The organism is Nocardioides sp. REDSEA-S30_B4, from assembly GCF_001627265.1.
GTDB lineage: Bacteria > Actinomycetota > Actinomycetes > Propionibacteriales > Nocardioidaceae > Nocardioides.
The window spans coordinates 16387-40435 of record NZ_LUPI01000010.1 but is presented as its reverse complement, the minus strand read 5'-3'; the positions used below and the strand labels follow the sequence as shown (position 1 = coordinate 40435).

Below are 24049 nucleotides of genomic sequence, written 5' to 3'. Positions count from 1 at the left end.
GGTCAGTCCTCCGCAGGATCCGTGACAGGGGCCTCGGGCGAGACCTCGATGAGGTTGAGGTGGACGCCGCGCGGGGCGTCGACGATGGCCTTGATGGCGTCGGCGTGCGGCTTGGGCTGCAGGAAGTGGCTGTGTCGCGCATGGCCGAACTTGCCCCAGCCGGTGAGCACCTTCGCCGCGTCGTCGGGGTCCCAGTCCATGCCCATCTCGCTCCAGGTCGGACCGGGCCGCACGATCGAGCAGCGCACACCGGTGCCCTCGAGCTCCATCTGCATGGCGTGGGCGAGGCCCTCCAGGCCCCACTTGCCGGCGGTGTAGGCGCCCATGAAGGGGCGGGCCCGCACCGCGACGTCGCTGGAGACGATGACGAGGTCGCCGCGGCGGCGCTCGACCATGCCGGGGACGAACGCGCGGACCAGCCGGTGGGTCCCGACGACGTTGACGTCGAGCTCGCGGGCGATGCGGTCGCTGTCGATCTCGTGGATCGTGCCGGGGGCCAGCTGCGCTGCCGCGGAGACGACGACCTCGACGTCGCCGAGGTCGGCGGTGACCTTGGCGGCGAACTCCTCGACGGACTCGGTGGAGGACACGTCGAGGACGTGGCCGACGGCCTCGCCGCCGGCGTCGCGGATGCGCTGCACCAGTGCGGTGAGCCGGTCCTCGCGGCGGGCTCCCACGGCGACGGGGTAGCCACCGGCGGCCAGGGTGAGCGCGGTCGCCTCGCCGATGCCGGACGAGGCACCGGTGACGACCGCCGGGCGACGGTCGGGCCGGGCGTACTTCTCGCGTCCCATCGCAGGGGTGCTCCTCAGCGCTCGGTGACGGTGATCGGGAGGTGCGCGAAGCCGCGCACGTTGGCGGAGTAGAAGCGCACGGCTCCCGCGTGGTCGACCTCGAGGTGCCGGGCCCGACGGACCAGCGCCCTGAGGACCAGCCGTGCCTCCAGCCGGGCCAGGTTGGCGCCCAGGCAGAAGTGCCGGCCGCCGCCGAAGCTGAGGTGGTCGCCGAGCTCGTCGGCGCTGCGGTGCACGTCGAACCGGTCGGGGTCGGTGAAGACCCGCTCGTCGTGGTTGGCCGCCCCCAGCGCCAGCAGCAGCTTGCTGCCCACGGGCGCGGTCACCCCGTGCCGGGTCAACGGCTCGGTAACCAGCCGGGCGACGTACTGGGTGGACGCGTCGTAGCGCAGCGTCTCCTCCACCCAGGCGTCGACCAGCCCGCCCTCGGGGTCGGCGAGGACCTCCGCGAGCTGATCGGGGTGCCGGGAGAGGTGGAACAGGGAGTTGCCGAGGAGCTTGGTGGTGGTCTCGTTGCCCGCCACGACCATGAGGAAGAGGAACGCCGTGATCTCGGCGTCGGTCATGCGCCCCGACTCGTCCTCGGCGTTGAGCAGCGCGCTGGTGAGGTCGTCGGACGGCTGCCTGCGGCGGTCGGCGAGCATCCCGGCGTAGTACTCGAAGAGCTTCATCGACGCCTCGATGCCGACCGCCGGGACGTCACGCAGGCCGTCCTCCCGGTGGACCAGCAGGTCCGAGAGCCGGCGCACCTCGGCGCGGTCGGCCTCGGGCACGCCCATCATGTCGCTGATGACGTCCATCGGGATGCGTCCGGCGACCTCGGAGATCCAGTCGAAGGACCCACCCTCCGCGAGCGCCTCGTCGAGGTAGCGCTCGGTCAGCGCCTCGACCGTGGGCGCCAGCTCCCGCACCCGCTTGGGCGTGAATGCGCGGCTCACCAGTCGTCGCAGCCGGGTGGTCTCCGGCGGGTCCATCGCCAGGAAGCTCATCACCAGGTGCGCGTGCTCGTTCCAGGCGCTGGCGTCCAGCGTCACGCCCATCCGGTTCGACAGCCCGGCGTCCTCCCGGGTCGCCCAGTGCACGTCCTCGTGGCGGCTGAGCACCCAGTAGTCGTGCTCGACGTTGTGGAACAGCGGCGCCTGCTCCCGCAGCGCGGCGTACCACGGCAGTGGGTCGTCCTGGACCGCGTGGTCGTAGATGTCGAAGCCGGCCAGGTCGAGACCGGGGCTGACGGCGGTGCTGGCGGTGGGGCTGACGGTGGGGCTGACGGCGGGATTCACAGGTGGCCCTCCACGATGGCGGCGACGACCGAGTCGAGACGGTCGCCGAGGTCGGTGTAGGTGATCAGGCCCATGCCGGCCTGCAGCAGGGCGCCGGAGAAGGCGAGGACGAGCGCGTCGAGGACGCCGTCGAGGCGCTCGGCCGGGATGTCGTCGCCGATCGCGTCGGCGAAGCGCTGGAGGAACTCGGCACCGATCCGCAACCGCAGCCGCTCCACGTCGGGGTCGGAGCTGAGCAGCGCCGGGGTGACGGCGGCCGAGAGCTCGGGGGCCTCGGCGAGCTGGGTGGCCATCCCCCGCGTCGTCGCCCGCAGCCGCTCCAGGGCCCCGGAGCCGGCGGCCTCGGGACGTCCGGAGTCGAGGTAGCGCCAGAACAGCTCCGCGAAGAGGTGGTTCTTGCTGGCGACGTAGGTGTACGCCGTCGCCGGCGACACCCCGGCGCGCGCGGCCACCGAGCGGACCGTCAGAGCCTCGTGGCCGACGGCGCGCAGCTCCTCGGCACCTGCCTCGAGCAGCTTCTCGAGGGTCTCCGCGCGACGACCGTCGACGGCCTGACGCGCGACCATGGACACCTGACTGGACACGTGTCCAACTTAGAACGTGTTCCAGCCGAGCGCAAGCACCTTGACCAGACGGGGTCAACACTGTGGACTGCCCCGCGTGACCGTCACCCTCACCACGCGCGAGGCGATCGCCCGCGCCGCGGGCCAGCTCTTCGAGCAGCACGGCTACACCGGCACCTCGGTGCGCGCGGTGGCCGCGGAGGCCGGCGTCGACCCGGCCCTGGTCATCCGGCACTTCGGATCCAAGGAGAAGCTCTTCCTCGACACCATGGACCTGCAGGGCCACTTCGGCGGCGCCACCCTGGGCCCCCTCGACGAGCTCGGCGAGCGGCTGGTCGCCACGCTGATCGGGCCCGGGCGCGACGTGCGCTTCTCGGCGTACCGCGCGATGGTGCGCGCCTCGGACTCCGAGCTGGTGCGGGCGCGGCTGCTCGACGCGCTCGAGGAGATGTTCGTCGGACCACTGACCCCCCGCCTGCCCGGCCCCGACGCCGAGCTCCGTGCCCGCCTCATCGGCGCCCAGGTGGCGGGCCTGCTGGACCAGATGTCCCTGGTGGAGGACCCGGTGCTGGTCTCGGTCGATCCCGCCCTCCTCGCGCGCACCTACGGCGCGGCGATCCAGGCGCTGGTGGACCCTCCGAGTCACGCGTAGCCGCACCTCGGCGACCGCGACGGACCCGGACGACCCGGGGTGTCAACACTGTTGACACGAGCCGTGACCCGGCCTCATTGTGCTCGTTGTCACAGGCACCACCCGGTCCCCCACCGTCACCCACGGAGTCCGCATGACCCGCACCCTCCGGCCCCGTCCCACCGGGCGTCCCGAGCGCCTCGGGCGCCCTCCCGGCCACCTGTCCGTGCGGGTGGCGGCCCTCGTCGCCGCCCTGGCGCTGAGCGCATGCGGCTCCCAGGTCGACCCCGACACGATGGCCAGGCTCAACGGCCAGGCTGGCGTCGCGGTGGGCGCCGCGGCTCGTCCGGCGGCAGCGGCTCGACCGGTGGTGACGGGGGCAGCGGGGGCGGCAGCGGCAGCGGCCCGAGCGGGAACGGCAAGACCTCGGCCGACGGCGGCGTGAAGGCCGGGTCGTGCGACGGCTTCAAGAACTCCACCGGCATCACCGACTCCGAGATCACCGTCGCCAACATCGCCGACATCTCCGGGCCGGTGCCCGGCCTCTTCCAGTCCGCCCAGGACGCGACCAAGGCCTTCGTCGCCTACTACAACGCCTCCAACCCCGACGGCATCTGCGGACGCTCGTTGAAGTTGTCCGCCCTCGACACCCGCTCGGACTCCGCAGGCGACCAGCAGGCCTACACGCGGGCCTGCGACGAGGCGTTCGCGGCCGTCGGGTCCGTCTCCTCCCAGGACCAGGGTGGAGCGGGCACCGCCGAGAGCTGCGGGATCCCCGACCTGCGTGCCTTCACCGTGACGCCCCAGCGGTCGGGCTGCGTGACGTGCTTCTCCGCCTACTCCATCGCGCCCAACCTCATCCCGAAGGCGAACCTGGACCACTGGAAGAAGAAGGAGCCCCGGGCGACCCAGAACATCGGGATCTACTACGTCAACGTCCCGGCCGCCGAGGTCAACGCCAAGAGCATCGCGGCGGCGTTCGAGAAGAACGGCTCCAAGGTGACCCGGGTCCAGGGCATCGACACCGCCGAGTTCAACTACGCGCCGTACGCGCAGCAGATGAAGTCCGAGGGCATCGGCTTCGTCATGTACTACGGCCCGCTCCAGTTCACGATCCGCCTGCAGGAGGCGATGGAGCAGCAGGGCGTGGACGCGGTGTTCCTCACCGACCCGACCGTCTACGACCGCAACTACGTCGAGCAGGGCGGCAGCACCGTCGACGGCACCTACGTCTACTCGGTGATCCAGCGCTTCGAGGACACCTCGATCCCCGAGATGGTGCTCTACCGGCAGTGGCTCGAGCGGGTCGCGCCCGGCTCGACCCCCAACTACTACGGGCTCTTCGCCTGGTCCGCGGCCCGGCTCTTCGTCCAGAAGGCGACCGAGCTCGGCGGTGCCCTTACCCGGCCCGCCCTGGTCCAGGCGCTCAAGGGCGTCAAGGACTGGGACTCCAACGGCATCCACGCCCCGATGGCGATCGGCGCGAAGACCACGCCCGGCTGCGTCAAGATGTTCCAGCTCAAGGGCGGCTCGTGGTCGCAGACCTCCCCCGGGGACTTCATGTGCGGTTCCCTCATCAACTCAGGAGTAGGTGGCTGATGAGCCCCACCGACCGACCCGGCAGCCACACCGGCACGAGCAGGTACGCCGCGCTCAGCCGCGAGGAGCTGGCCCGGCTGCTGCCCGAGCTGCTGCTCATCGGCCAGCTGATCGACCGCTCCGGCATGGCCTGGTGCATCCAGTCCTTCGGGCGCCAGATGATGACCGACATCGCGATCGAGGAGTGGGCGGGGTCCTCCCCCATCTACACCCGCCGCATGCAGCGTGCGCTCGGCTACGCCCCCGAGGTCGAGGGGCAGGGCGACGTCGTCACCATCTTCAAGGGGCTGCAGCTCGACATCGGCGCTCCCCCGCAGTTCATGGACTTCCGCTACACCGTCCACGACCCGTGGCACGGCGAGTTCCGCCTCGACCACTGCGGCGCCCTGATGGACGTCGAGCCGATGGGCCCCGACTACGTCAAGGCCATGTGCCACGACATCGAGGACCCGACCTTCGACGCGACGGCGGTCGCCACGAACGCCCGCGCCCAGGTGCGACCGATCCACCGCCCGCCGCGGGTCCCCGCGGACCGCAACCCCCACTGCGCCTGGACCGTCACGATCGACGAGTCCCACCCGCCGGTCGAGCCGCTGGCGCCGTACTTCGAGATCGTGCGGACGCGCGCCGCCTCGTTGGAGCTGGCGCCGATCGTCCCGGACGACGAGGGCCTGGGCGACTACACCGGTCCGCTGCTCTCGGACCTGGACTTCGCCGACTTCAGCCACTCCGCGCTGGTGCGGATGGCCGACGAGGTCTGCGTGCAGATGCACCTGCTCAACCTCTCCTTCGTGCTGGCCGTGCGGGCCCGCAGCGAGTCCGAGGAGCAGACGCGGGAGATCTGCCGCAAGCAGCTCGTGGGGATCTCCGGGATCGCCGCCGAACGGCTGCACCGGCTGCTCGGCCTGCCCTCCACCGAGGCCGGCGCCCTGCAGGTGCTGGCGCTCCACCCGCTGCTCAACCCCGCGGCGTACGTCGTCGCGTCGGTCGACCCGGAGGGTGGCCGTCTCGACGTGCTGCCGAGCGACGCGCACGCCGACGGCGCCTGGATCTCGCTGTGCGGGCCCGGCGAGGTCACCGCCCTGCAGGCGGCGGTGCGGGCCGTCGACGACCGCTTCGACGTCGAGGTCGAGGGCACGCAGGAGGAGTGGACCGCGCGCCTGGTGGTGGGTGCCCCGGCCAAGGAGGCCGACGAGGTGGCCGTCACCCGATTCAGCAGTGGCTCGGCGTTCGAGTTCGAGCCGCGCCGGTCGCTGCCGATCTTCCCGGTGTGACGCGGGCATCGCCCCAGCATCCCGAGACCTCTCCTACCCTGACCCCGTGACCCTGCTCTCCGAAGCACCTGTCCTCGTCACCGGCGCCTGCGGGCTGGTGGGCCGTGCCACGATCGCCGCCCTGCGGACCCGCGGACTTCCCGTCGTGGCCACCGACCTCGGGTCCAAGGCCAACCGCGAGCACGCCGCCTCGCTGCCGGCCGACCGCGACCTGGCGTGGCGCTGGGCGGACCTGACGTCGCCGGAGCAGGCGCGCGGTCTCGTCAAAGCCAGTGCCCCGCGCGCCGTCGTCCACCTCGCCGCCGTCATCCCACCCGCCTGCTACGCGAACCCCGGGGTCGCCGAGGCGGTGAACGTCGGCGGCACCCGGAACCTCACCGAGGCGGTCGTCGACCACGCCCCGCAGGCTCGCTTCGTGCACGCCTCGAGCGTGGCCGTGCACGGCTCGCGCAACCCGCACCGCGGCCTGGGCCTGCTCGGCGCGGACACCCGGCTGGCGCCCAGCGACCTCTACGGCCGGCACAAGGCGGCCGCGGAGGAGATCGTGCGGGCCATCGAGACACCCTGGACCGTGCTCCGGTTGGGCGGCGTGATGACGACCGACGTGAGCAGCGCGGGCAACGACCGCGACACGTCCTACTTCTCCGCCTCGCTGCCCGACGACGGGCGCATCCAGACCGTCGACGTGCGCGACGTGGCCCGTGCCTTCGCCGCGGCCGTCGACGCCGACGTGGCCGGGGAGATCCTGATGATCGGAGGGGACGCCAGCCACCGGCTGGTGCAGCGCGACATCGCCGTGGGCTACACCGAGGCGTTGGGCATGGACGGAGCGGTGCCCGAGGGTCTGCCCGGCGACCCCGACGACGACGCGGCGTGGTTCGCCACCGACTGGATGGACACCGCTCGCGCCCAGGAGGCGCTGGACTTCCAGCGGGTCAGCTGGCCACAGCTGCTCGAGGAGATCCGCGAGCAGATCGGCTGGAAGCGCTACCTGCTGCGCCTGGTGGGCCCACCGATGCATGCGCTGGCCGTGCGCCGGTCGCCGTACGCCGGCACGGGCCGCACCCACGCCGACCCGTGGGAGGCCGTGGAACGACGCTGGCCCGCCGCCGCCTCCTGATCCTCGCGGAGCAGGGGCGACGACGGGCCAGTCAGGGCCGGTCAGGGCCGAGCGTGAGCCACGGGGCTCGGGCTCAGCGGTCGAACCGGTCGGCCTCCATGACCTTGTCCCACGCGGCGACGAAGTCGTGGACGAACTTCTCCGTGGCGTCGTCGCTGGCGTAGACCTCGGCCAACGCCCGCAGCTCGGAGTTGGAGCCGAAGATCAGCTCGGCCGCGGTCGCCGTCCAGGCGGTGGCACCGCTGGGGTCGACGATCTCGTAGACGTTCTCCTCGTCCTTCGACGCCTTGACCGTGTTGCCCGGGGTGAGCAGGTTGACGAAGAAGTCGGTCGAGAGCACGCCCGGCCGCTCGGTGAGCACGCCGTGCTTGGACCCGCCGAAGGTCGCACCGAGGGTGCGCATGCCGCCGAGCAGCACGGTCATCTCCGGAGCGGTGAGGTCGAGCATGTAGGCACGGTCGACCATGAGCTCCTCGGGACGGTTCTTCTCCCCCGAGCGCAGGTAGCCGCGGAAGGCGTCGGCGCGGGGCTCGAGGAACCGGAAGGAGTCCACGTCGGTCTGCTCGATCGACGCGTCGGTGCGGCCCGGGCGGAACGGCACGGTGACCTCGACGCCGCCGTCCTTGGCAGCCTTCTCGATCGCCGCGACGCCGCCGAGCACGATGAGGTCGGCCAGGCTGATCTTCTTCTCGCTCCCCTGCTTCTCCTGAGAACCGTCGAAGTCGGCCTTGATCGCCTCGAGCTTCTCCAGGACGGTCGCGAGCTCGGCCGGCTCGTTGACCTCCCAGTCCTTCATGGGCTCCAGGCGGATGCGGGCACCGTTGGCGCCGCCGCGCAGGTCGGTCTTGCGGAACGACGCTGCCGAGGCCCACGCGGTCTTCACCAGCTGGGCGCCGGTGAGGCCCGAGTCGAGCAGGGTGGTCTTGAGCGAGGCGATGTCGGACTCGTCGACCAGCGGGTGGTCGACGGCCGGCACCGGGTCCTGCCACAGCTGCGCCTCGGGGACCCAGGGACCGAGGAAGCGGTCGACCGGGCCCATGTCGCGGTGCAGCAGCTTGTACCAGGCACGCGCGAAGGCGTCGGCGAACTGGTCGGGGTTCTCCAGGAAGCGCCGCGAGACCTTGTCGTACTCCGGGTCCATGCGCAGAGCCAGGTCGGTGGTGAGCATGGTGGGCTTGCGCTTCGGCGAGTCCGGGGTGGGCCCGGGGATGATCGCCTCGGCGTCCTTGGCCTCCCACTGCCAGGCGCCGCCGGGGCTCTTCACGAGCTCCCACTCGTAGCCGTAGAGCAGCTCGAAGAAGTCGTTGCTCCACTGCGTCGGGGTGCGGGTCCAGGTGACCTCGAGACCCGAGGTGATGGCGTCCTTGCCCTTGCCGGTGCCGTAGGTGCTGGTCCAGCCGAAGCCCTGCTCGGCCAGGTCGGCCGCCTCCGGCTCGGGGCCCACGTGGTCCTCGGCGTTGGCCGCACCGTGGGTCTTGCCGAACGTGTGGCCACCGGCGATGAGGGCGACGGTCTCCTCGTCGTTCATCGCCATCCGGCCGAAGGTCTCGCGGATGAAGTACGCCGCCTTGACCGGGTCGGGCTGGCCGGCCGGCCCCTCGGGGTTGACGTAGATCAGGCCCATCTCGGTGGCGCCCAGATCCTCGACCATGGTGCCGTCGGCGGTGTAGCGACCGTCGCCGAGCCACTCCTGCTCGAAGCCCCACACGACCTCCTCGGGCTCCCAGACGTCGGCGCGGCCGAAGCCGAACCCGAAGGTCTCGAAGCCCATGTCCTCGAGCGCGACGTTGCCGGCGAGGACGAGCAGGTCGGCCCAGGAGATCTTCTGGCCGTACTTCTTCTTGACCGGCCACAGCAGGCGGCGGGCCTTGTCGAGGTTGGCGTTGTCGGGCCAGGAGTTGAGCGGGGCGTAGCGCTGCATGCCCTGGCCGGCGCCGCCGCGGCCGTCGAAGAGCCGGTAGGTGCCGGCAGCGTGCCAGCTCAGGCGGATCATCAGGCCGCCGTAGTGACCGAAGTCGGCGGGCCACCAGTCCTGGGAGGTGCGCAGGACCTCGACGACGTCGGCCTTCAGCGCGTCGACGTCGAGACCGGCGAAGGCCTCGGCGTAGTCGAACTCACCGCCGAGCGGGTCACCCTTCGAGGAGTGCAGGCGCAGCGGGGAGAGGTCGAGGCGGTTGGGCCACCAGTCGTTGTTGGTGCGGGGGTTGTCCACCGCGGGCTCCGGAGTGGGGATCCCCGGGTTCTCGCTCTCACTGCCCTCGCCGGTCACGCCGCTGCCGGCGTGGTCGACGGGGCACCGCAGCTCGTTGTCGCTCAATTCTCTGCCTTTCGAGAGGTGTCGGAGTTCAGGACGCTGCACAGCTGGGGCAGGTGCCCCAGTAGACGACCTCGGCCTCGTCGATGGAGAAGCCGTGGTCGTCGGACGCGGTGAGGCACGGGGCCTCTCCGGTGGCACAGTCGACGTCGGCGATCACGCCGCAACCGCGGCACACCACGTGGTGGTGGTTGTCGCCGACCCGTGCCTCGTAGCGGGCCACCGACCCCGACGGCTGGATGCGTCGGAGCAGGCCTGCCTCGGTCAACGCGCGCAGGACGTCGTACACCGCCTGGTGCGAGACCATGCCGAGGTCGTCACGGACCGCCTTGATCACCGCATCGGTGTCGAGGTGGGGTCGCTGGGCCACCGCCGCCATGACCGCGAGTCGGGGCTTGGTCACGCGCAGCTGCGCGTCCCGGAGCATCGTCTCGTGGTCGTGGTGGGTCATGGCTCGCACCATGCCACCTTTTCTTGAACAGATCAAGACAAGACACGCCCGGGTGAGGGGCGGGACCGGCCCTCGATGCACCATCAGATGATGCCCTCCCCTTCCTCGGACCGCCCTTCCTCGGTCCCTCCCGACGCCGCCCTGCGGGAGGAACGACGCGTCCTGCAGCGACGACTGGCCGGGTTGGCATCGGAGTTCGACGACACCGTCGCGGCGTCGCTGGACTCCAACGCCGACGACGAGCACGACCCCGAGGGCGCCACGATCGCCTTCGAGCGCTCGCAGCTGAGCTCGATGTCCCGCCAGCTCCTGCAGCGCATCGCCGAGGTCGACGCCGCCCTCACCCGCGTCGCCGCCGGCACGTACGGGGTCTGCACCGCCTGCGGTGAGGCGATCGCTCCTGGCCGTCTGCGCGCCCGACCGGCCGCGGCCCTGTGCATCGCCTGCGCGATCCGCGCCGACCGCCCCTGACCTTCCGCCGAGCCGGTGTATCAATACGCCGGCTCGACCGAGCGATGCGGGCGGTGCTGACGGACGGCGCCGCGAATCGCCCAGCCTGATCTGGAGGTCCTGGGCGGCACCTGCTCCGGACTGTGACCTCCGGTAGGGGATCGGGTTTCGAGACGGCGCCGCGCTCCTCCTCAACCACCGGACCACGACGCCGCGTCGTTGAGGTGCGTGGTCTCGACGCCCGCTCGTCGCTGGCGCTCCTCGCTGCTCGACCACCCGGGGTCGCGATGTGCTGTTCGACGGCCGTGCCCTGTTGGACCTGCTGGACGTCGAGCCGTCGGCCGCGGACTCAGGGACGCAGTGACCGCTCGAGGTGGTCGACCAGCTCGGTGACGACGTCGGCGGCGGGGCGGTCCTGCCCCGAGCGCAGCCAGTCCGAGAGCCACACCTGGAGGGCGGAGACGACCAGGCCCGCGGCGACGGCCGGACGGAGCGGAGCCACGTCGCCGGCGCGCGCCGCGGCGGCGTACCCCTCCTCGATGGTGCGCAGCCCGTCCGACCACACCGTGCGCTGCACCCCGACACCCTCGGCGCTGGCCCACGCGGTGCCGACCCTCAGGCTCATCGCGAGGTAGTCCGGCCGCTCCATGAGGTACGACGCTGTCGACCCGACCCCGGCGAGCAGCCGCTCCAGGCCGACCCGGCCGGCGGTGGCCGCCGCGACCGCCTCGAGCAGCCCGGCCATCCGCGAGCCCTGCAGCTCGTCCCAGATCTCGGCCTTGCCGGCGCAGGTCTTGTAGACCGTGGCGAGCGACAGCCCGGCCTCCCGGGCGACGTCGGGCATCCGTGCGTCGGCGTACCCGACCCGTGCGAACTCCCTCTCGGCGGCGTCCAGCACCCGCTCGCGGTAGAGGGCGGCGCGCTCCTCGGCGACCGACGTGGCCGACGTGGCCGTCGCGTCCGACGTCACCACAGACCTCCTCACCCCTTGACGACCCGCGCAGAACAGTGGTTCTGTTCAGCAGAACGTTGACTCTACACACGAGGACGAGCACGAGGACGCCGCCGTGAAGCCCACGCTCCCGATGAACCCCACCGGGTGGTTCCAGGTCGCCTGGTCCGACGAGGTCCGGGCCGGGGAGGTGCACCGGATGCGCTACTTCGGCCGCGACCTGGTCGCCTGGCGTGGCCACTCCGGCCGGGTCACGGTGATGGACGCCTACTGCGAGCATCTCGGGGCCCACCTCGGCTACGGCGGCACCGTCGTGGAGGACCGCATCCGCTGCCCCTTCCACGGCTGGGAGTGGACCGAGCAGGGGCGCAACCACTGCATCCCCTACGAGGACCGACCCAACCTCGGCAAGCGGATCAACACGATGCCGGTGGTCGAGCGCAACGAGTCGATCTACGTCTGGCACGACGTCGACCGCCGCCCGCCGCACTTCGACGTCCCCGACGTGTTCGCCGGCTTCGCCAGCGACGGGGCCAGCCACGGGACCAGCGACGGGACCAGCGACGGGACCAGCGACGGGACCAGCGAGGTGGACGGGGCCGGCCCCGACGCCTACTACCCGCTGTGCGAGCACGCCCGTCTGCTCGACACCGGCCTCGAGCTGCACCCGCAGTACGTCCTGGAAAACGGCGTGGACTTCGCCCACTTCAAGTACGTCCACCAGGTCCCGATCGTCCCGAAGTTCACCCGCCAGGAGTTCGAGGACCCGATCGCCTTCGTCGACTTCACCATCACCTTCGACGAGCGCGACGCCGGCGGCTCCATCGAGGACATCGACTCCGGCGTCGAGGCCCTCAACTGCGGCGTCGGCCTGGCCGTCACCAAGTCCTGGGGGATGATCGACAACCGCACCGTGCTGGCCACGACGCCGGTCGACGACTCGACCTGCGACGTCCGCTTCAGCGTGTGGATCGGCCGCGACGAGGCGCACGTGCCTGGCGAGACCGACCACTCCGAGCGCGCCGACAAGCACGCGCGTGGCGTCATCGAGCAGGTCGAGGCCGACCTGGTCATCTGGTCGCACCAGAAGTACGCCTCCCCCGCCGCCCTGTCGCGCGGGGAGTACCCCGGCTTCACCGCCCTGCGCAGCTGGGCCCAGCAGTTCTACCCACCTGCCGGCACCGCCCAGCAGCACACCGAGGAGACCTCCGCATGAGCCAGCCCATCCGCCTCTTCCAGGTCGCCACCGGCAACCTCGGTAGCGAGATGATCGGCCGCATCCAGCGCCACCCGGACCTCGAGCTGGTCGGTCTGCACTGCTACACGCCGGACAAGATCGGGCGCGACGCCGGCGAGATCGTGGGTGGCGACCCGATCGGCGTCATCGCCACCGGGACCGTCGAGGAGATCATCGCCGCGCGGCCCGACGTGCTCACCTTCCACGGCGTCTTCCCCGACGAGGACCTCTACGTGACGGTGCTCGAGGCCGGCATCGACGTCGTGACCACCGCCGACTGGATCACCGGCTACCACCGCGACACCAACCACCCGCATCCGTCGGGGCGCAAGGTCAGCGAGGTCATCGCGGCGGCCTGCGAGGCAGGCGGCTCGACGTTCTACGGCACCGGCATGAACCCCGGGCTCAACCAGGTCCTCGGCGTCGTCTGCACTGCCGACGTCGCCGACATCACCAACGTCACGACCATCGAGTCGGTCGACGTCTCCTGCCACCACTCCGCCGACACCTGGCGCGAGGTCGGCTACGGGCGACCCGTCGACGACCCCGCCCTGCCCGCGATGCTGCAGAAGTTCACCGAGGTCTTCGCCGATTCGGTCCACCTCATGGCCGACTGCTTCGGGCTCGAGCTCGACGAGGTGCGCTTCGAGTACGAGCTCGGCGCCTGCACCAAGGACGTCGACCTCGGGTGGTACCACCTGCCGAAGGGGTCGCTCGGCGGCAGCTACATCAAGTTCGTCGGCGTCGTCGACGACGTGCCGCGCGTGGAGACCCACCTGGAGTGGCAGATGACGCCGCACACCGACCCCAGCTGGGACATCAAGGGGTGCTACCTCACGCAGGTCACCGGCGACCCGCAGATCTACAACAAGCACATGGTCTTCCCCGGCCCGGGCAACGACCTGTCCAGGCCCGAGGACTTCGCGTCCCTGGGGATGACGGTCACAGGCATGCCGGCCCTGCACTCGATCCGCGCCGTCCACGAGGCACGCGCCGGCATCATCACCAGCGCCGACCTGCCGCTGCGCGCCTTCGGCGGACGGTTCAGCCCGGAGGTGCGACAGCGGGGCTGAGCCTGGCCAGGAAGTAGGCCTGGCTGCTCGTGCGGTGGGCGGTCACCCGGATGCCGAGGACGCGCTCCTCACCGTCGGCGTGCACCACCGGCACCTGCAACGGCACGTCCATCAGCATGTCGCGGCCGTTGGTGGCATGCAGCGTCGTGCCTGCGACGTGGGCCTGGTGGAACCTCGGCGGCACCACCGCGAGCACCGGGCGACCCAGGAGGTCGCGCTCGTCGGCGTAGCCGAGCAGCGCGAGCGCCTCCCGCGTCACGCCCACCAGCACCGACTCCTCGTCCGAGAGCAGCGCGGCACCGGCGTCGGCCAGCAGGTCGGCGCCCACGCCCTCCTCCACCACCCGTCGTACGCCGCTGGGCGCGACGGTCCCGGGCCAGGGCTGCGGCTCGGCGCCGTTCACCGCCTGCCGGGCCACCTCGCCGCACAGCCACTCGCCCAACTGCTCGATCTCCGGCTGCGTGGGCGGCCCCAGCAACCGGCCGGCACGGGCGGCGGAGACGGCCGCTGCCAGTGTGCGGTCCAGCGCGGCGAAGCTGGCCACCGAGTGCTCGGGCACCTCCAGCACCACCTCGGCCGCTGCCTCGGGACCGTCCTCGGCGATGGACAGCACGGCGTCCGGTCCTCCCTCGGCCGAGGGAGGCGCCGGCACCCCCTCGCGCAGCAGGTCGAGCGCGTCGCTGGCGGCCGCGTGCGTCTCCAGGGCCGCGGGGTCCTCGGCCAGGTCCATGAGGAGGTACTCCCGCAGCAGCGCCGCCGCGTGCTCCTGCCAGGCCCAGTGCATGAGCAGCGGCACCCGCTGCAGCACGACGCGCCGACCGGGGACCGAGCCCGTCGCGGGCTCGTCGGGGGCGACCTCGAGACCCGGGGGCACCCCGAGCTGGAACCACACCGTCTTGCCGTCGGGGTGCCGCGACACGTCCCACCGGTCGACGACGGAGTCGACCAGCCGCAGCCCGCGACCGGTGGCCGAGGTCACCGAGTGGGCGCGCGGCACCGGGCTGTGGGCGCTGCCGTCCTGCACCTCGACGCGGACGCCGCGCGGGCCGGCGGTGACCCTCAGCAGCACGGAGGTGCCGGCATGCACGAGCGCGTTGGTGACCAGCTCGGAGGTGGCCAGCATCGCCTCGTCGTCGACGGGCTGGACCTCACCGGAGCGGTCGACCACCACGGTGCCCTGCTCGGCGATCGCCTCGCGCACCACCCGGCGGGCTCGACCGACGCTGGTCGGGTCGGCGGGCAGCATCACCGCGGTGGCGTGCTCGTGCGCCGGAGCGCGGTCGGGCTCGACCTCCGCCCGGGGCAGCTCCTCCCCCACCCGCACGGCCACGAGGGCGACGTCGTCGTCGCGCTTGTCGGCGGGCACCATCGCGGCCACCAGCCCGTCGCTCCACGTCGACAGCGGGACCCGATCGTCGAGCTCCAACGATCCGGCGGTCCCGCACAACCGCTCCAGGCCGACGTCGAGGTCCTCACCGCGACGCTCGACCAGGCCGTCGGTGTAGAGCACCAGCAGCGCCCCGTGCGCGAGCACCGCCGTGGACTCGGTGCGCTCGGCGGTCGGGTCCAGCCCGAGCAGCAGGTCGTCGGCGCCGCTCTCCAGGAGGCGGCAGTCCCCGTCCGCGCCGCGCACCGCCGGGGGCGGGTGACCCGCGCTCGACCACCGCACGGTCCGCGCCCCGGTCTCGTCGTCCTCGGCGGAGATGCGGGCGACCAGCGCGGTCGCCGTCGTCTGGGACCCCAGCCGGTGCAGCACCTTGTCGACACCGCGTAGCAGGTCCGCGGGGCCCTCCTCGGAGTGCACGGCGATGCCGCGCAGCAGGCTGCGCATCTGCCCCATCGCCGCCGCGGACTCGGTGTCGTGCCCGACCACGTCACCGACGACCACCACGGTGTCGCCGGACTCGAGCACGAAGGCGTCGTACCAGTCGCCGCCGACCTGCGCGGTGTGCGCGGCCGCCTCGTAGCAGACCGCGACCTCGAGGCCCTCGGGGTGCGGGGCACGGCTGAGCAGGCTGCGCTGGAGGCCCTCGGCGAGGTCGCGCTGCTCGGCGAAGAGCCGCGCGTTGTCGATGGCGAGACCGGCCCGGGAGGCGATCGCGGTCAGGGTGTCGAGCTCCTCCTCGCTGAACTCCATGTCCGGTCGCGCCGCGACCACGACCACCCCGACCAGCCGCTCGCGGCCGCGCAGCGGCAGAGCGACGACGGGGCCGGTGACGTCGGGCAGTGCGTCGGCGACCAGCGCGGCGCGCAGCGTCGGGTCGGTCACGTCGGTGACGACGCGGTCGCGGTCCAGCGAGGCCATCAGCTCGCGGGGCAGGAACTGGACCGAGCCGGCACCGCTGCGTCCCCGCACGTCGGTCTCGTCCTGCACGTGCCACACACCGACCTGCCGCAGGACCACGAAGCGACCGTCGAGCGCGGCGGTGTCCACGAGCGCGGCCGCGGCGGCGGCGCCCAGCCGCGGGACCAGCAGCCGCGCCAGGCGGTGCAGCGCCTCGCTGGGGTCCAAGGTGCCCGTGAGCTCGGTGGTGACCCGGGCGAGCAGCTCGTCGCGCTCGGCGATCACCCGCATCTGCTGTTGCGCGCGGTGTCGGGCGGTGACGTCGTTGAAGTAGACACCCAGCCCGTCCGGGCTGGGCCAGGCCCGCACCTCGTACCAGGCCTCCAGCGGCTCGGGGTAGTAGGCGTCGAAGCCGACCGGCTCACCTGACTCCATGGCCTTGCGGTAGTGCCGCTCGAAGTCGCTGTCGACCGCCGAGGGGAACGACTCCCAGATGACCGAGCCGATCAGCTCGTGGCGCGGCACCTGCAGCAGCCGCAGCGCCTCGGAGTTGGCCATCGTGAAGCGCCAGTCGCGCCCCAGGTGGACGAACGCGGTCGGCATCGACTCCAGCGTCCTGGTGACCCGGGCCTCGGCGTCGACGGAAGCGGTGGTGTCGTACGCCGCCCCGATCAGTCGCCCGGCCTCCCCGTCCTCCCCCGCGATGGCCCGCCCCCGCGCGGCCACCCAGCGCTGCTCACCGCTCGGCGGGACGATGCGGTACTCCGCGACGTACTCACCGCAGGTCGCGATCGCCTGCTCGAGCGCAGCGCTCACGTGCGGGAGGTCGTCGGGGTGCAGGGCGTCGTTGAAGGCCTCGATGGTCCCGCCGAACTGCTCGCGGGTCATCCCGAAGACGGCCAGCAGCCGGTCGTCCCAGCGCAGCTCGCCGGTGCGCAGGTCCCAGTCGAAGGCGCCGATCCCGGCGGCGTCGACGGCCAGCTGCCACATGACCTGCTCGACGTCGGGGCCGGCCGGTCCCCCGGCGTCGTGGGCATTCACTGGGACATCTCATCACCTCGGGGACTCCGAAGCCCGCTGCGGCGACCGAACCCCCGGAGGGGTGAGCGGGTGGGCTCGCGCTGCTCAGACCAGGTCCAGGGTCCCCAGGTCGCGGATGGCGGCAGCCGCACGACGCACCATGGCGGCGAACATCCTCATCCCCCGCTCGGTGCGCTGACCGTAGGCGCAGCCGAAGGAGGCGACCAGCGGCGCCTGCAGCTGGGCGAAGCGGTAGTCGTCCCAGCACGTCGCGAGGTCGTAGTCCTCGACGCCCAGCTCCACGAGCCTGGCGTGGTACGCCGTCACGACCGCCTCCTCGCAGGACCGTCGCACCTCGGGCTCCAGCGAGGTGGCCACGAGGTAGGCCAGGTCCCTGGCGGGCAGCGCCAGCGAGAGGGTCTGCCAGTCGAGCGCCGCGACCTCCCCGTGGCCACCGCCGGGGGTGAACATCAGGTTGTCGAGGCGGTAGTCGCCGTGGACGAGGCCGAAGCGTCCGGGCCTGCTCAGCAGCCAGTCCCGGGTCCCGGACACGCACCCACGCAGCGTCTCGACGGTCGCCGCGTCGACCAGGTCGCCCAGGCCGTCGAGGAACAGGTCCATCGTGGCGGGGTACATCTCCTCCAGGAGCGCCACGCTGTCCTCGTCGTTGAGCGTCAGGCCCGGCAGCTCCAGCAGCGTCTCGTCGCACCAGCGGGGCCCGTGGAGGCCTGCGAGGTTGACCGCCGCGTCACGGACCTGGGCCGGGCTGGCACCGGCCACCTGGTCACCCTGCTCCAGGGGAGCGAGGTCCTCGAGCAGCAGCACGAAGTGACCGGTGTCCTCCTCGATGCGGGACCCGTGCACGGAGGGCACCCGGCACGCCAGGGTCGGTGCGATCCGGTCGTAGAACATCAACTCCATCCGGTAGGCACCGGCGAGCAGCTCGCGCGAGCCCGGGTCGGGCAGCTTGAGCAGCAGGCTGGGGGGCAGGCCCGGGTCGCCGGTGGGACGGATCCGGTAGCAGGTGCCGATCTGTCCCGTGCCGACCTGCGCGACGTCGAGCGAGTCCACCGGCAGCCCGACGAGGCCGGTGAGCCAGTCGGGGGTGACGTCCTCTGCGGTCGAGACCGCCCACGACGGAGCCCCGCTCACGACATCCACCCCGGGTTGGCGGGCAGCACATCGAGGCCGGCCGGGCGCAGCGACGCCCACGCCTCGACGACCGGGCGCAGCTCGGTCGGGGTCGCGCCGTGGAGCACCACGGAGTCCGCGCCGGCGTCGAGCTGGTCCTGGATCCGGGCCGCGCACTGCTGCGCGGACCCGGTCGCCGAGGCGGCCAGCCACTCCGCGGGCAGCAGCCGGTCCGCGAGCTGCTGCAGGTCGTCGGTGGTGCCGATGGCGTCGAACGCACCGGCGTACCCGGTCACGAAGGGATCCTCCCGGAAGCGGCGGAACACCTCGGGGTCCCAGCCGTTGGCCTTGACCAGCACGGCGCCGTAGCCCTGGAGGTACGTCGCCAGCCGCCCGACCAGCTTTCGCAGCCGCGCCTGCTCGTCGATGGAGTCCTCGACGGTCGCGAGCACCGACCAGACCCGCACCGACGCCGGGTCGCGACCGGCGCGCTCGGCGGAGTCGCGGACCACCCGCACCATCCGGGCGAGCGCCTCGTCTGTGAGGAAGGTGTGCAGGACGACCCCGTCGGCCACCCGGCCCGCGAGCTCGAGCGACCTGTCGCCGATCGCCATCATCAGCACCGGGATCCGCTCGTCGAAGCTGCTGTCCTGGTTGAGGTAGGGGTAGCTGCCCGCCGGGCCCTCGTGCCCCACGACCGACTCGCCGCGCCACAGCCGGCGGTAGATGCCGATCGCGTCCTCCATCTGGGCGCCGGTGATGCGCGGCAGGCCCATCAGCTCGAAGAGCACGTCGAACCCGCGCCCCAGCCCGAGGGCGTAGCGGCCCTCGCTCATCCGGTGGGCCGTGGTGGCCATCGTGGCCGTGACCAGCGGGTGCCGGGTGACGTGGTTGGTCGCCGCGGTCGCGATGCCGAGCCGCTCGGTGACGCCGGCGACCGCACCGGCCATGACCCCGGCGTCCTTGACGTTGAACCGCTCGGAGAGGAAGAGCGAGCCGAGCCCGATCTCCTCGGCGAGCCGCGCCTCGGCGACCACGTCGCGCGGGGAGTCGGTGTGGCCGGCCAGGCCGTAGCCGGCCAGCTCGGGGTACTGCACTGCCGTCCCTGGACTCACGGGGCTCACCTCATGGCCTCCATCTGCTGCCCGACGAAGCGGGCGGTCATCCGACGGGCGAAGCCGGGGGCCAGGCGCCCCACGGCGTAGGTCACCTTCGAACGCGACGGCGCGATCACCAGGGCCTCGTCGCGGGCGACGCCGCGGAGCACGGCGCCGGCCAGCTCGTCGGGGTCCAGGGCCTTCGACATGCCCTGGCCGGTCAGGTAGTAGCGGCGTCCGTCGAAGCCACCTTGCTGGCCGGAGTCGAGGATCGGGGTCTCCACCGCCGAGGGGCACACGGCGGTGACGCCGACGCCGTGGTGGACGGCCTCGCTGCGCAGGCTCAGGCTCAGGCCCACGACCGCGTGCTTGGTCATGCAGTAGCTCGTGATCAGGCCCGCCGGCATCAGCCCGCCCATCGAGGCGGTGTTGACGATCCGGCCGCCGCGCTGGCGCACCATCAGCGGGTACGCCGCCGCCACGCCGTGCGTGACGCCACGGATGTTGACGTCGATGATCCGGTCCCACTGCTCGACCGTGAGCTCCTCGGTGCGCGAGCCCCAGGTGATCCCGGCGTTGTTGACCATCAGGTCGAGGCGACCGTGCTCGGCCACGACCTCGTCGACGCACGCCTGCACGTCGGCCGCATCGGTGACGTCGAGCCGTCGGGCCGTCCCGCGGTCGCCCAGGGAGTCCGCGACCCGCTGCGCGGCCGGGAGGTCGACGTCGGCGACGACGACACTCGCTCCGGCAGCCGCGAACGCGCGGCACAGCGCCGCCCCGATCCCGGAGCCACCACCGGTGACGATCGCGTGCTGGCCGGCGAAGTCCGGGCCCCTCACGAGAGGCCCTTCACGTGCCGAGCATCCGGTTCACGTGCCCGAGCAGGTCGGGGTAGCGCTGGGTGTGCGCGCCGCCGTTGAGGTCCATGACCTCGCCGGTCATCCAGGACGACTCCTCCGAGCACAGCCACGACACCGCGGCGGCCACCTCCTCCGGCGTCCCCGGGCGCCCCAGCGGGGTGTTGGCGACGTAGTCGTCCTTGACGCCAGGGATGTCCATCGCGGGAGCGGTGAGCGGCGTGACCACGAGGCCGGGCGAGACGGCGTTGACTCGGATGCCCGCGGGCCCCAGCTCGAGGGCCGCGACCTCGGTGAGCATCGCCAGGCCCGCCTTCGCCGAGCAGTAGGCGCCCATGCCGCCGCCGGGCTGCCGGGCGTTGAGGGAGGTCAGGCTGACCACCGCTCCCCCGCGCACCAGGTGCCGGGCGGCCTGCTGGAGGACCAGGAACCCGCCGACCAGGTTCACGTCGACGACCGCGCGGAACTGGTCGACCGGGAGGTCCTTGACCTGGCCGAGGGTGCTGGTGCCGGCGGAGTTCACGACGGCGTGGACGACGTCCAGGCCCTCGAACAGCGCGGCCACCGACGTCTCGTTGGTCACCTCGACCTCACGGGCCACGTGACCGTCGCCGGCGAGCCCGGCCGCCACCGACTCGGCCGCGGCAAGGTCCCGGTCGGCCACGACCACGGCGTACCCGTCGCTCGCCAGGCGTACGGCGCAGGCCGCACCGATCCCCGAGCCGCCACCGACCACGACGGCCCGGCGCGTGCCCACGCCGCCCCCGCTCACGTCGCCGGTCACGTCGCCGGTCACGTGGCGATGAAGAGGATCTCGTCCCGGCCGTAGCTCATGCCGGGGTGCTCCGCCGCGAGGTGCTCCTGGGTCTTCTCGACCAGCTCGTCCTCGTCGGTCCCCTTGATCACCGTGCCGCACGGGCAGCTCAGCCGGGTCTTCATGATGGCTCCACCTTCATTCGTTGACGCGTGTCAAAACACGTTCTAGTGTGCCGCACGTCACGCCGTCAAGGGGCGTGGCCCGACCGGGACCGAGCCTTGCCCCCCAGGAGGACCAGTGCGCACAGCGATCATCGGGGCCGGCATCAGCGGCCTGACCGCCGGCAAGATGCTCAGCGACTACGGGGTGGACTACACCTGCTACGAGTCCTCGGACCGGGTCGGCGGCAACTGGGCGTTCGGCAACCCCAACGGGCACTCCAGCGCCTACCGGTCGCTGCACATCGACACCTCCAAGCACCGGCTGTCCTTCAAGGACTTCCCGATGCCCGAGGACTACCCCGACTTCCCGCACCACACCCAGATCAAGGCCTACCTCGACTCCTACGCCGAGGCCTTCGGCCTGCTCGAGCGCATCTCGTTCCAGAACGGCGTCGAGAAGGCGACCCCGCGCGAGGGCGGCGGCTGGCACCTGGCCCTGCAGGACGGGAGCACCGACGAGGTGGACCTGCTCGTGGTCGCCAACGGCCACCACTGGGACCCCCGGATGGCTGACTTCCCCGGCGAGTTCACGGGTGAGTCGATCCACTCCCACCGCTACATCGACCCCGAGACGCCGTTGCACCTCAAGGGCAAGCGCATCCTCGTCGTCGGCATCGGCAACTCCGCCGCCGACATCTCCGTGGAGCTGTCCAGCAGGTCGTTGCAGAACGAGGTCACCCTCTCGACCCGCTCCAGCGCCTGGATCGTGCCGAAGTACACCTACGGCCTCCCGGCCGACAAGTACTACGTCACCTCCCCGCACCTGCCGCTGAAGTGGCAGCGCTGGTTCGTGCAGAAGATGCAGTTCATGACCGGGTCCAACCCCGAGCTCTACGGCCTGCCCAAGCCCAACCACAAGTTCTTCGAGGCCCACCCCACCCAGAGCGTCGAGCTGCCGCTGCGCCTCGGCTCCGGCGACATCACCCCCAAGGGGAACGTCGCCCGACTCGACGGCGAGACCGTGCACTTCGAGGACGGCACCAGCGCAGACTTCGACGCCATTGTCTACGCGACCGGCTACAACATCACCTTCCCGTTCTTCGACCAGGACGTGATCTCCGCCCCCGAGAACAACATCCGGCTCTTCAAGCGGATGTTCCTCCCCGAGCGCCGCGACACGGTCTTCATGGGCTTCGCCCAGGCCACCCCGACGCTCTTCCCGTTCGTCGAGGCGCAGGCCCGCCTGCTGGCGGCGTACGCCGTCGGGGCCTACGAGCCGCCCTCGGCCGCCGAGATGGAGGAGGTCATCGACGCCGACCACGAGAAGTACATGGGCCACGTGCTCGACCGTCCGCGACACACCCAGCAGCTGGACTACTTCATCTACGAGCACGACCTGCGCGCCAAGGAGATCCCCGCCGGTCTGGCCCGCGCTCGCTCCCGCTCCGGCGCCCGCGTGGGTGCCGCGTCGTGAAGGTCCGCGACCAGCGGCGCGCCGCGCTGCTGGAGTCCCTCGACACCCTGCTGCGCGAGAGCTCGCTGGACGAGATCAACATCGCCGACATCTCGCGGCGCGCGGGCCTGACCCGCTCCGCGTTCTACTTCTACTTCGAGTCCAAGCACCTCGCGGTCGCCGCCCTGATGGAGCAGGTGTACGTCGGTGCGCTGGCCGCCACGAAGCGTCTCGCCGACCCCGTGCTCGCCCCCGAGGAGCGCGTCCGCGGCATGGTCGAGACGCTCTTCGACTCCGTGGAGGAGAACCACCACCTCTTCCGCGCCACGCTGGAGGCGCGGGGCCAGAGCGCGACCCTGCGGCAGCTCTGGGACGCCGACCGCACCTCCTTCGCCGCGATGGTCGCCGACCTGGTCCGCAGCGAACGGTCCGCCGGCCGGGCGACCGAGGGCCCCGACGCGCTCGCGCTGGCCACCATGCTGCTCGAGCTCAACGACCGGGCGCTGGAGCGCCTGGTCCATGGCGACCTGCCCCGCTCCGACCTGGTCGAGACGATCGTCGCGATCTGGGTGCGCACGCTCTTCGGCCCCACCCCCGAGACCCCCGAGACCCCCGCCCAGGAGCAGCGATGAAGCACGACGAGATCACCTTCGACTCCCACGGCACCGCCTGCGCGGCCCGGCACTGGACCGGGGTCGGCTCCGCGCTGGAGTCCGACGCGGGGCGTCCGGTGGTGGTGATGGCGCACGGCCTCGCCGGGACCGTGGACTCGGGCCTGGTTCCCTTCGCCGAGGCGCTGGCCGAGGCGGGGATGGACGTGGTCGCCTTCGACTACCGCGGCTTCGGCGCCTCCCAGGGCTCTCCCCGCCAGCGGGTCCGGGTCGCCGACCAGGTCGACGACTACCGCGCCGCGGTCACCGCCGCCCAGCGACTCCCCGGGGTCGACGCCTCGCGCGTCGTGCTCTGGGGCGTCTCGCTGGCCGGCGGCCACGTGCTGCAGGTGGCCGCCGGACGTGACGACGTGGCCGCGGTCGTCAGCCTCACCCCGCTCGTCGACGGCCTCGCCGCCGCCCGCCACGCCGTGGGGCACCACCGCCCGAGCACCATGCTGCGCTCGACCGTCTCCGGCGTACGCAGCAGGGTGAGCGGGGCCCGCGGTGGCCGGCCGGTCACGATGCCCGTCGTCGCGCGGCCCGGCGAGGTCGGCGCCCTGACCCTCGAGGGCTGCTACGAGGACTACCTCTCGATCGCGGGCCCGACCTGGGTCAACGAGGTCGACGCAGACGTGGCCCTCGAGCTGGGCTCGCGCGACGCCGCGAAGGCCGCCAAGCAGCTGCGGGTGCCGATGCTGGTCCAGATCGCCGACTTCGACCGCAGCGCTCCCCCGCGCGCGGCCGCCAAGGCCGCCTTCAACGCGCGCGCCGAGGTGCGTCACTACCCCTGCGACCACTTCGACGTGTGGCCCGGCAAGCAGTGGTTCGACGCCGCCTCGTCCCACCAGGTCTCCTTCCTGACCCGCGTCCTGGCCGGCTGAGCCGAGGCGCGCGG

General features: G+C 72.1%; 22 protein-coding genes. 10 read left to right on the top strand and 12 right to left on the bottom strand.

Going from position 1 to position 24049, the window contains the following annotated elements; translation table 11 throughout:
* Positions 1–2: 2 nt before the first annotated feature.
* Genes A6R01_RS03495 through A6R01_RS03485 form a run of 3 tightly spaced genes read right to left on the bottom strand, consistent with a single transcriptional unit; the run spans position 3 to position 2658 of the window.
* Positions 3–794 (bottom strand): SDR family oxidoreductase, encoded by a 792-nt coding sequence (locus tag A6R01_RS03495; protein ID WP_292603625.1) that lies wholly within the window; start codon positions 792–794, stop codon positions 3–5.
* 14 nt (positions 795–808) lie between these two features.
* The gene (locus tag A6R01_RS03490; RefSeq protein WP_292603623.1) at positions 809–2074 is read right to left on the bottom strand and encodes a cytochrome P450; all 1266 of its coding nucleotides are present in this window, start codon (positions 2072–2074) and stop codon (positions 809–811) included.
* Positions 2071–2658, bottom strand: coding sequence for a TetR/AcrR family transcriptional regulator (locus tag A6R01_RS03485; protein ID WP_292603621.1), 588 nt, complete (start codon positions 2656–2658; stop codon positions 2071–2073). Before A6R01_RS03485 ends, A6R01_RS03490 begins: the two co-directional genes overlap by 4 nt.
* Positions 2659–2734: 76 nt before the next feature.
* Between A6R01_RS03485 and A6R01_RS03480 the strand changes: the two genes are divergently transcribed.
* The 4 genes from A6R01_RS03480 to A6R01_RS03465 all read left to right on the top strand — a co-directional run bounded on the left by A6R01_RS03480 (position 2735) and on the right by A6R01_RS03465 (position 7261).
* The gene (locus A6R01_RS03480; RefSeq protein WP_292603619.1) at positions 2735–3289 is read left to right on the top strand and encodes a TetR family transcriptional regulator; all 555 of its coding nucleotides are present in this window, start codon (positions 2735–2737) and stop codon (positions 3287–3289) included.
* A 420-nt stretch (positions 3290–3709) separates the two neighbouring features.
* Entirely contained in the window at positions 3710–4867 is a 1158-nt protein-coding gene (locus tag A6R01_RS03475; RefSeq protein ID WP_292603617.1) for an ABC transporter substrate-binding protein, read from the top strand.
* A complete protein-coding gene (locus tag A6R01_RS03470; RefSeq protein WP_292603615.1) occupies positions 4867–6141 on the top strand; it encodes a hypothetical protein in 1275 nt (424 codons plus the stop codon). The genes A6R01_RS03475 and A6R01_RS03470 overlap by 1 nt, the downstream gene beginning before the upstream one ends.
* Positions 6142–6187: 46 nt before the next feature.
* Positions 6188–7261 carry an NAD(P)-dependent oxidoreductase gene (locus A6R01_RS03465; RefSeq protein ID WP_292603613.1) on the top strand — a complete coding sequence of 358 codons (1074 nt, stop codon included), beginning with the start codon at positions 6188–6190 and terminating at the stop codon, positions 7259–7261.
* Between the two features lie 73 nt (positions 7262–7334).
* Here the strand turns inward: A6R01_RS03465 and katG are convergent, their stop codons facing one another.
* Both katG and A6R01_RS03455 read right to left on the bottom strand, forming a co-directional pair.
* Complete coding sequence (gene katG, locus A6R01_RS03460) at positions 7335–9578, bottom strand: catalase/peroxidase HPI (protein ID WP_292603611.1); 2244 nt, start codon at positions 9576–9578, stop codon at positions 7335–7337.
* A 28-nt stretch (positions 9579–9606) separates the two neighbouring features.
* Positions 9607–10026, bottom strand: coding sequence for a Fur family transcriptional regulator (locus A6R01_RS03455; RefSeq protein ID WP_292603609.1), 420 nt, complete (start codon positions 10024–10026; stop codon positions 9607–9609).
* Between the two features lie 90 nt (positions 10027–10116).
* Between A6R01_RS03455 and A6R01_RS03450 the strand changes: the two genes are divergently transcribed.
* A complete protein-coding gene (locus tag A6R01_RS03450; RefSeq protein WP_292603607.1) occupies positions 10117–10497 on the top strand; it encodes a TraR/DksA C4-type zinc finger protein in 381 nt (126 codons plus the stop codon).
* 328 nt (positions 10498–10825) lie between these two features.
* On the opposite strand, the gene A6R01_RS03445 is transcribed toward A6R01_RS03450, so the two are convergent.
* Positions 10826–11446 carry a TetR/AcrR family transcriptional regulator gene (locus A6R01_RS03445; RefSeq protein ID WP_292603605.1) on the bottom strand — a complete coding sequence of 207 codons (621 nt, stop codon included), beginning with the start codon at positions 11444–11446 and terminating at the stop codon, positions 10826–10828.
* Positions 11447–11543: 97 nt separating this feature from the next.
* Between A6R01_RS03445 and A6R01_RS03440 the strand changes: the two genes are divergently transcribed.
* Complete coding sequence (locus tag A6R01_RS03440; RefSeq protein WP_292603603.1) at positions 11544–12644, top strand: Rieske 2Fe-2S domain-containing protein; 1101 nt, start codon at positions 11544–11546, stop codon at positions 12642–12644.
* Positions 12641–13738, top strand: a complete 1098-nt coding sequence (locus A6R01_RS03435) for a hypothetical protein (RefSeq protein ID WP_292603601.1) — start codon at positions 12641–12643, stop codon at positions 13736–13738. The genes A6R01_RS03440 and A6R01_RS03435 overlap by 4 nt, the downstream gene beginning before the upstream one ends.
* Here the strand turns inward: A6R01_RS03435 and A6R01_RS03430 are convergent.
* The 6 genes from A6R01_RS03430 to A6R01_RS03405 all read right to left on the bottom strand — a co-directional run bounded on the left by A6R01_RS03430 (position 13710) and on the right by A6R01_RS03405 (position 21069).
* Complete coding sequence (locus tag A6R01_RS03430; protein ID WP_292603600.1) at positions 13710–17063, bottom strand: SpoIIE family protein phosphatase; 3354 nt, start codon at positions 17061–17063, stop codon at positions 13710–13712. The genes A6R01_RS03435 and A6R01_RS03430 overlap by 29 nt on opposite strands.
* 84 nt (positions 17064–17147) lie before the next feature.
* Positions 17148–18194, bottom strand: a complete 1047-nt coding sequence (locus A6R01_RS03425) for a phosphotransferase (protein WP_292603598.1) — start codon at positions 18192–18194, stop codon at positions 17148–17150.
* Positions 18191–19288, bottom strand: coding sequence for a TIGR03857 family LLM class F420-dependent oxidoreductase (locus A6R01_RS03420; RefSeq protein ID WP_292603596.1), 1098 nt, complete (start codon positions 19286–19288; stop codon positions 18191–18193). Before A6R01_RS03420 ends, A6R01_RS03425 begins: the two co-directional genes overlap by 4 nt.
* Positions 19289–19293: 5 nt before the next feature.
* Positions 19294–20112, bottom strand: a complete 819-nt coding sequence (locus tag A6R01_RS03415; protein WP_292603594.1) for an SDR family oxidoreductase — start codon at positions 20110–20112, stop codon at positions 19294–19296.
* 10 nt (positions 20113–20122) lie between these two features.
* Complete coding sequence (locus tag A6R01_RS03410; RefSeq protein ID WP_292603591.1) at positions 20123–20926, bottom strand: SDR family NAD(P)-dependent oxidoreductase; 804 nt, start codon at positions 20924–20926, stop codon at positions 20123–20125.
* Positions 20923–21069, bottom strand: a complete 147-nt coding sequence (locus A6R01_RS03405) for a DUF1059 domain-containing protein (protein WP_292603589.1) — start codon at positions 21067–21069, stop codon at positions 20923–20925. Before A6R01_RS03405 ends, A6R01_RS03410 begins: the two co-directional genes overlap by 4 nt.
* A 115-nt stretch (positions 21070–21184) precedes the next feature.
* Between A6R01_RS03405 and A6R01_RS03400 the strand changes: the two genes are divergently transcribed.
* Genes A6R01_RS03400 through A6R01_RS03390 form a run of 3 tightly spaced genes read left to right on the top strand, consistent with a single transcriptional unit; the run spans position 21185 to position 24035 of the window.
* Entirely contained in the window at positions 21185–22522 is a 1338-nt protein-coding gene (locus tag A6R01_RS03400; RefSeq protein WP_292603587.1) for an NAD(P)-binding domain-containing protein, read from the top strand.
* Entirely contained in the window at positions 22519–23133 is a 615-nt protein-coding gene (locus A6R01_RS03395) for a TetR/AcrR family transcriptional regulator (protein ID WP_292603585.1), read from the top strand. The genes A6R01_RS03400 and A6R01_RS03395 overlap by 4 nt, the downstream gene beginning before the upstream one ends.
* Entirely contained in the window at positions 23130–24035 is a 906-nt protein-coding gene (locus tag A6R01_RS03390) for an alpha/beta fold hydrolase (protein WP_292603583.1), read from the top strand. The genes A6R01_RS03395 and A6R01_RS03390 overlap by 4 nt, the downstream gene beginning before the upstream one ends.
* Positions 24036–24049 lie beyond the last annotated feature (14 nt).

What these genes read in the sequence shown, in the direction of transcription:
- A6R01_RS03455 (WP_292603609.1), bottom strand. Translation starts at nt 10,026, where the DNA reads ATGACCCACCACGACCACGAGACGATGCTCCGGGACGCGCAGCTGCGC.
- A6R01_RS03390 (WP_292603583.1), top strand. Translation starts at nt 23,130, where the DNA reads ATGAAGCACGACGAGATCACCTTCGACTCCCACGGCACCGCCTGCGCG.
- A6R01_RS03495 (WP_292603625.1), bottom strand. Translation starts at nt 794, where the DNA reads ATGGGACGCGAGAAGTACGCCCGGCCCGACCGTCGCCCGGCGGTCGTC.
- A6R01_RS03470 (WP_292603615.1), top strand. Translation starts at nt 4,867, where the DNA reads ATGAGCCCCACCGACCGACCCGGCAGCCACACCGGCACGAGCAGGTAC.
- A6R01_RS03450 (WP_292603607.1), top strand. Translation starts at nt 10,117, where the DNA reads ATGCCCTCCCCTTCCTCGGACCGCCCTTCCTCGGTCCCTCCCGACGCC.
- A6R01_RS03405 (WP_292603589.1), bottom strand. Translation starts at nt 21,069, where the DNA reads ATGAAGACCCGGCTGAGCTGCCCGTGCGGCACGGTGATCAAGGGGACC.
- A6R01_RS03435 (WP_292603601.1), top strand. Translation starts at nt 12,641, where the DNA reads ATGAGCCAGCCCATCCGCCTCTTCCAGGTCGCCACCGGCAACCTCGGT.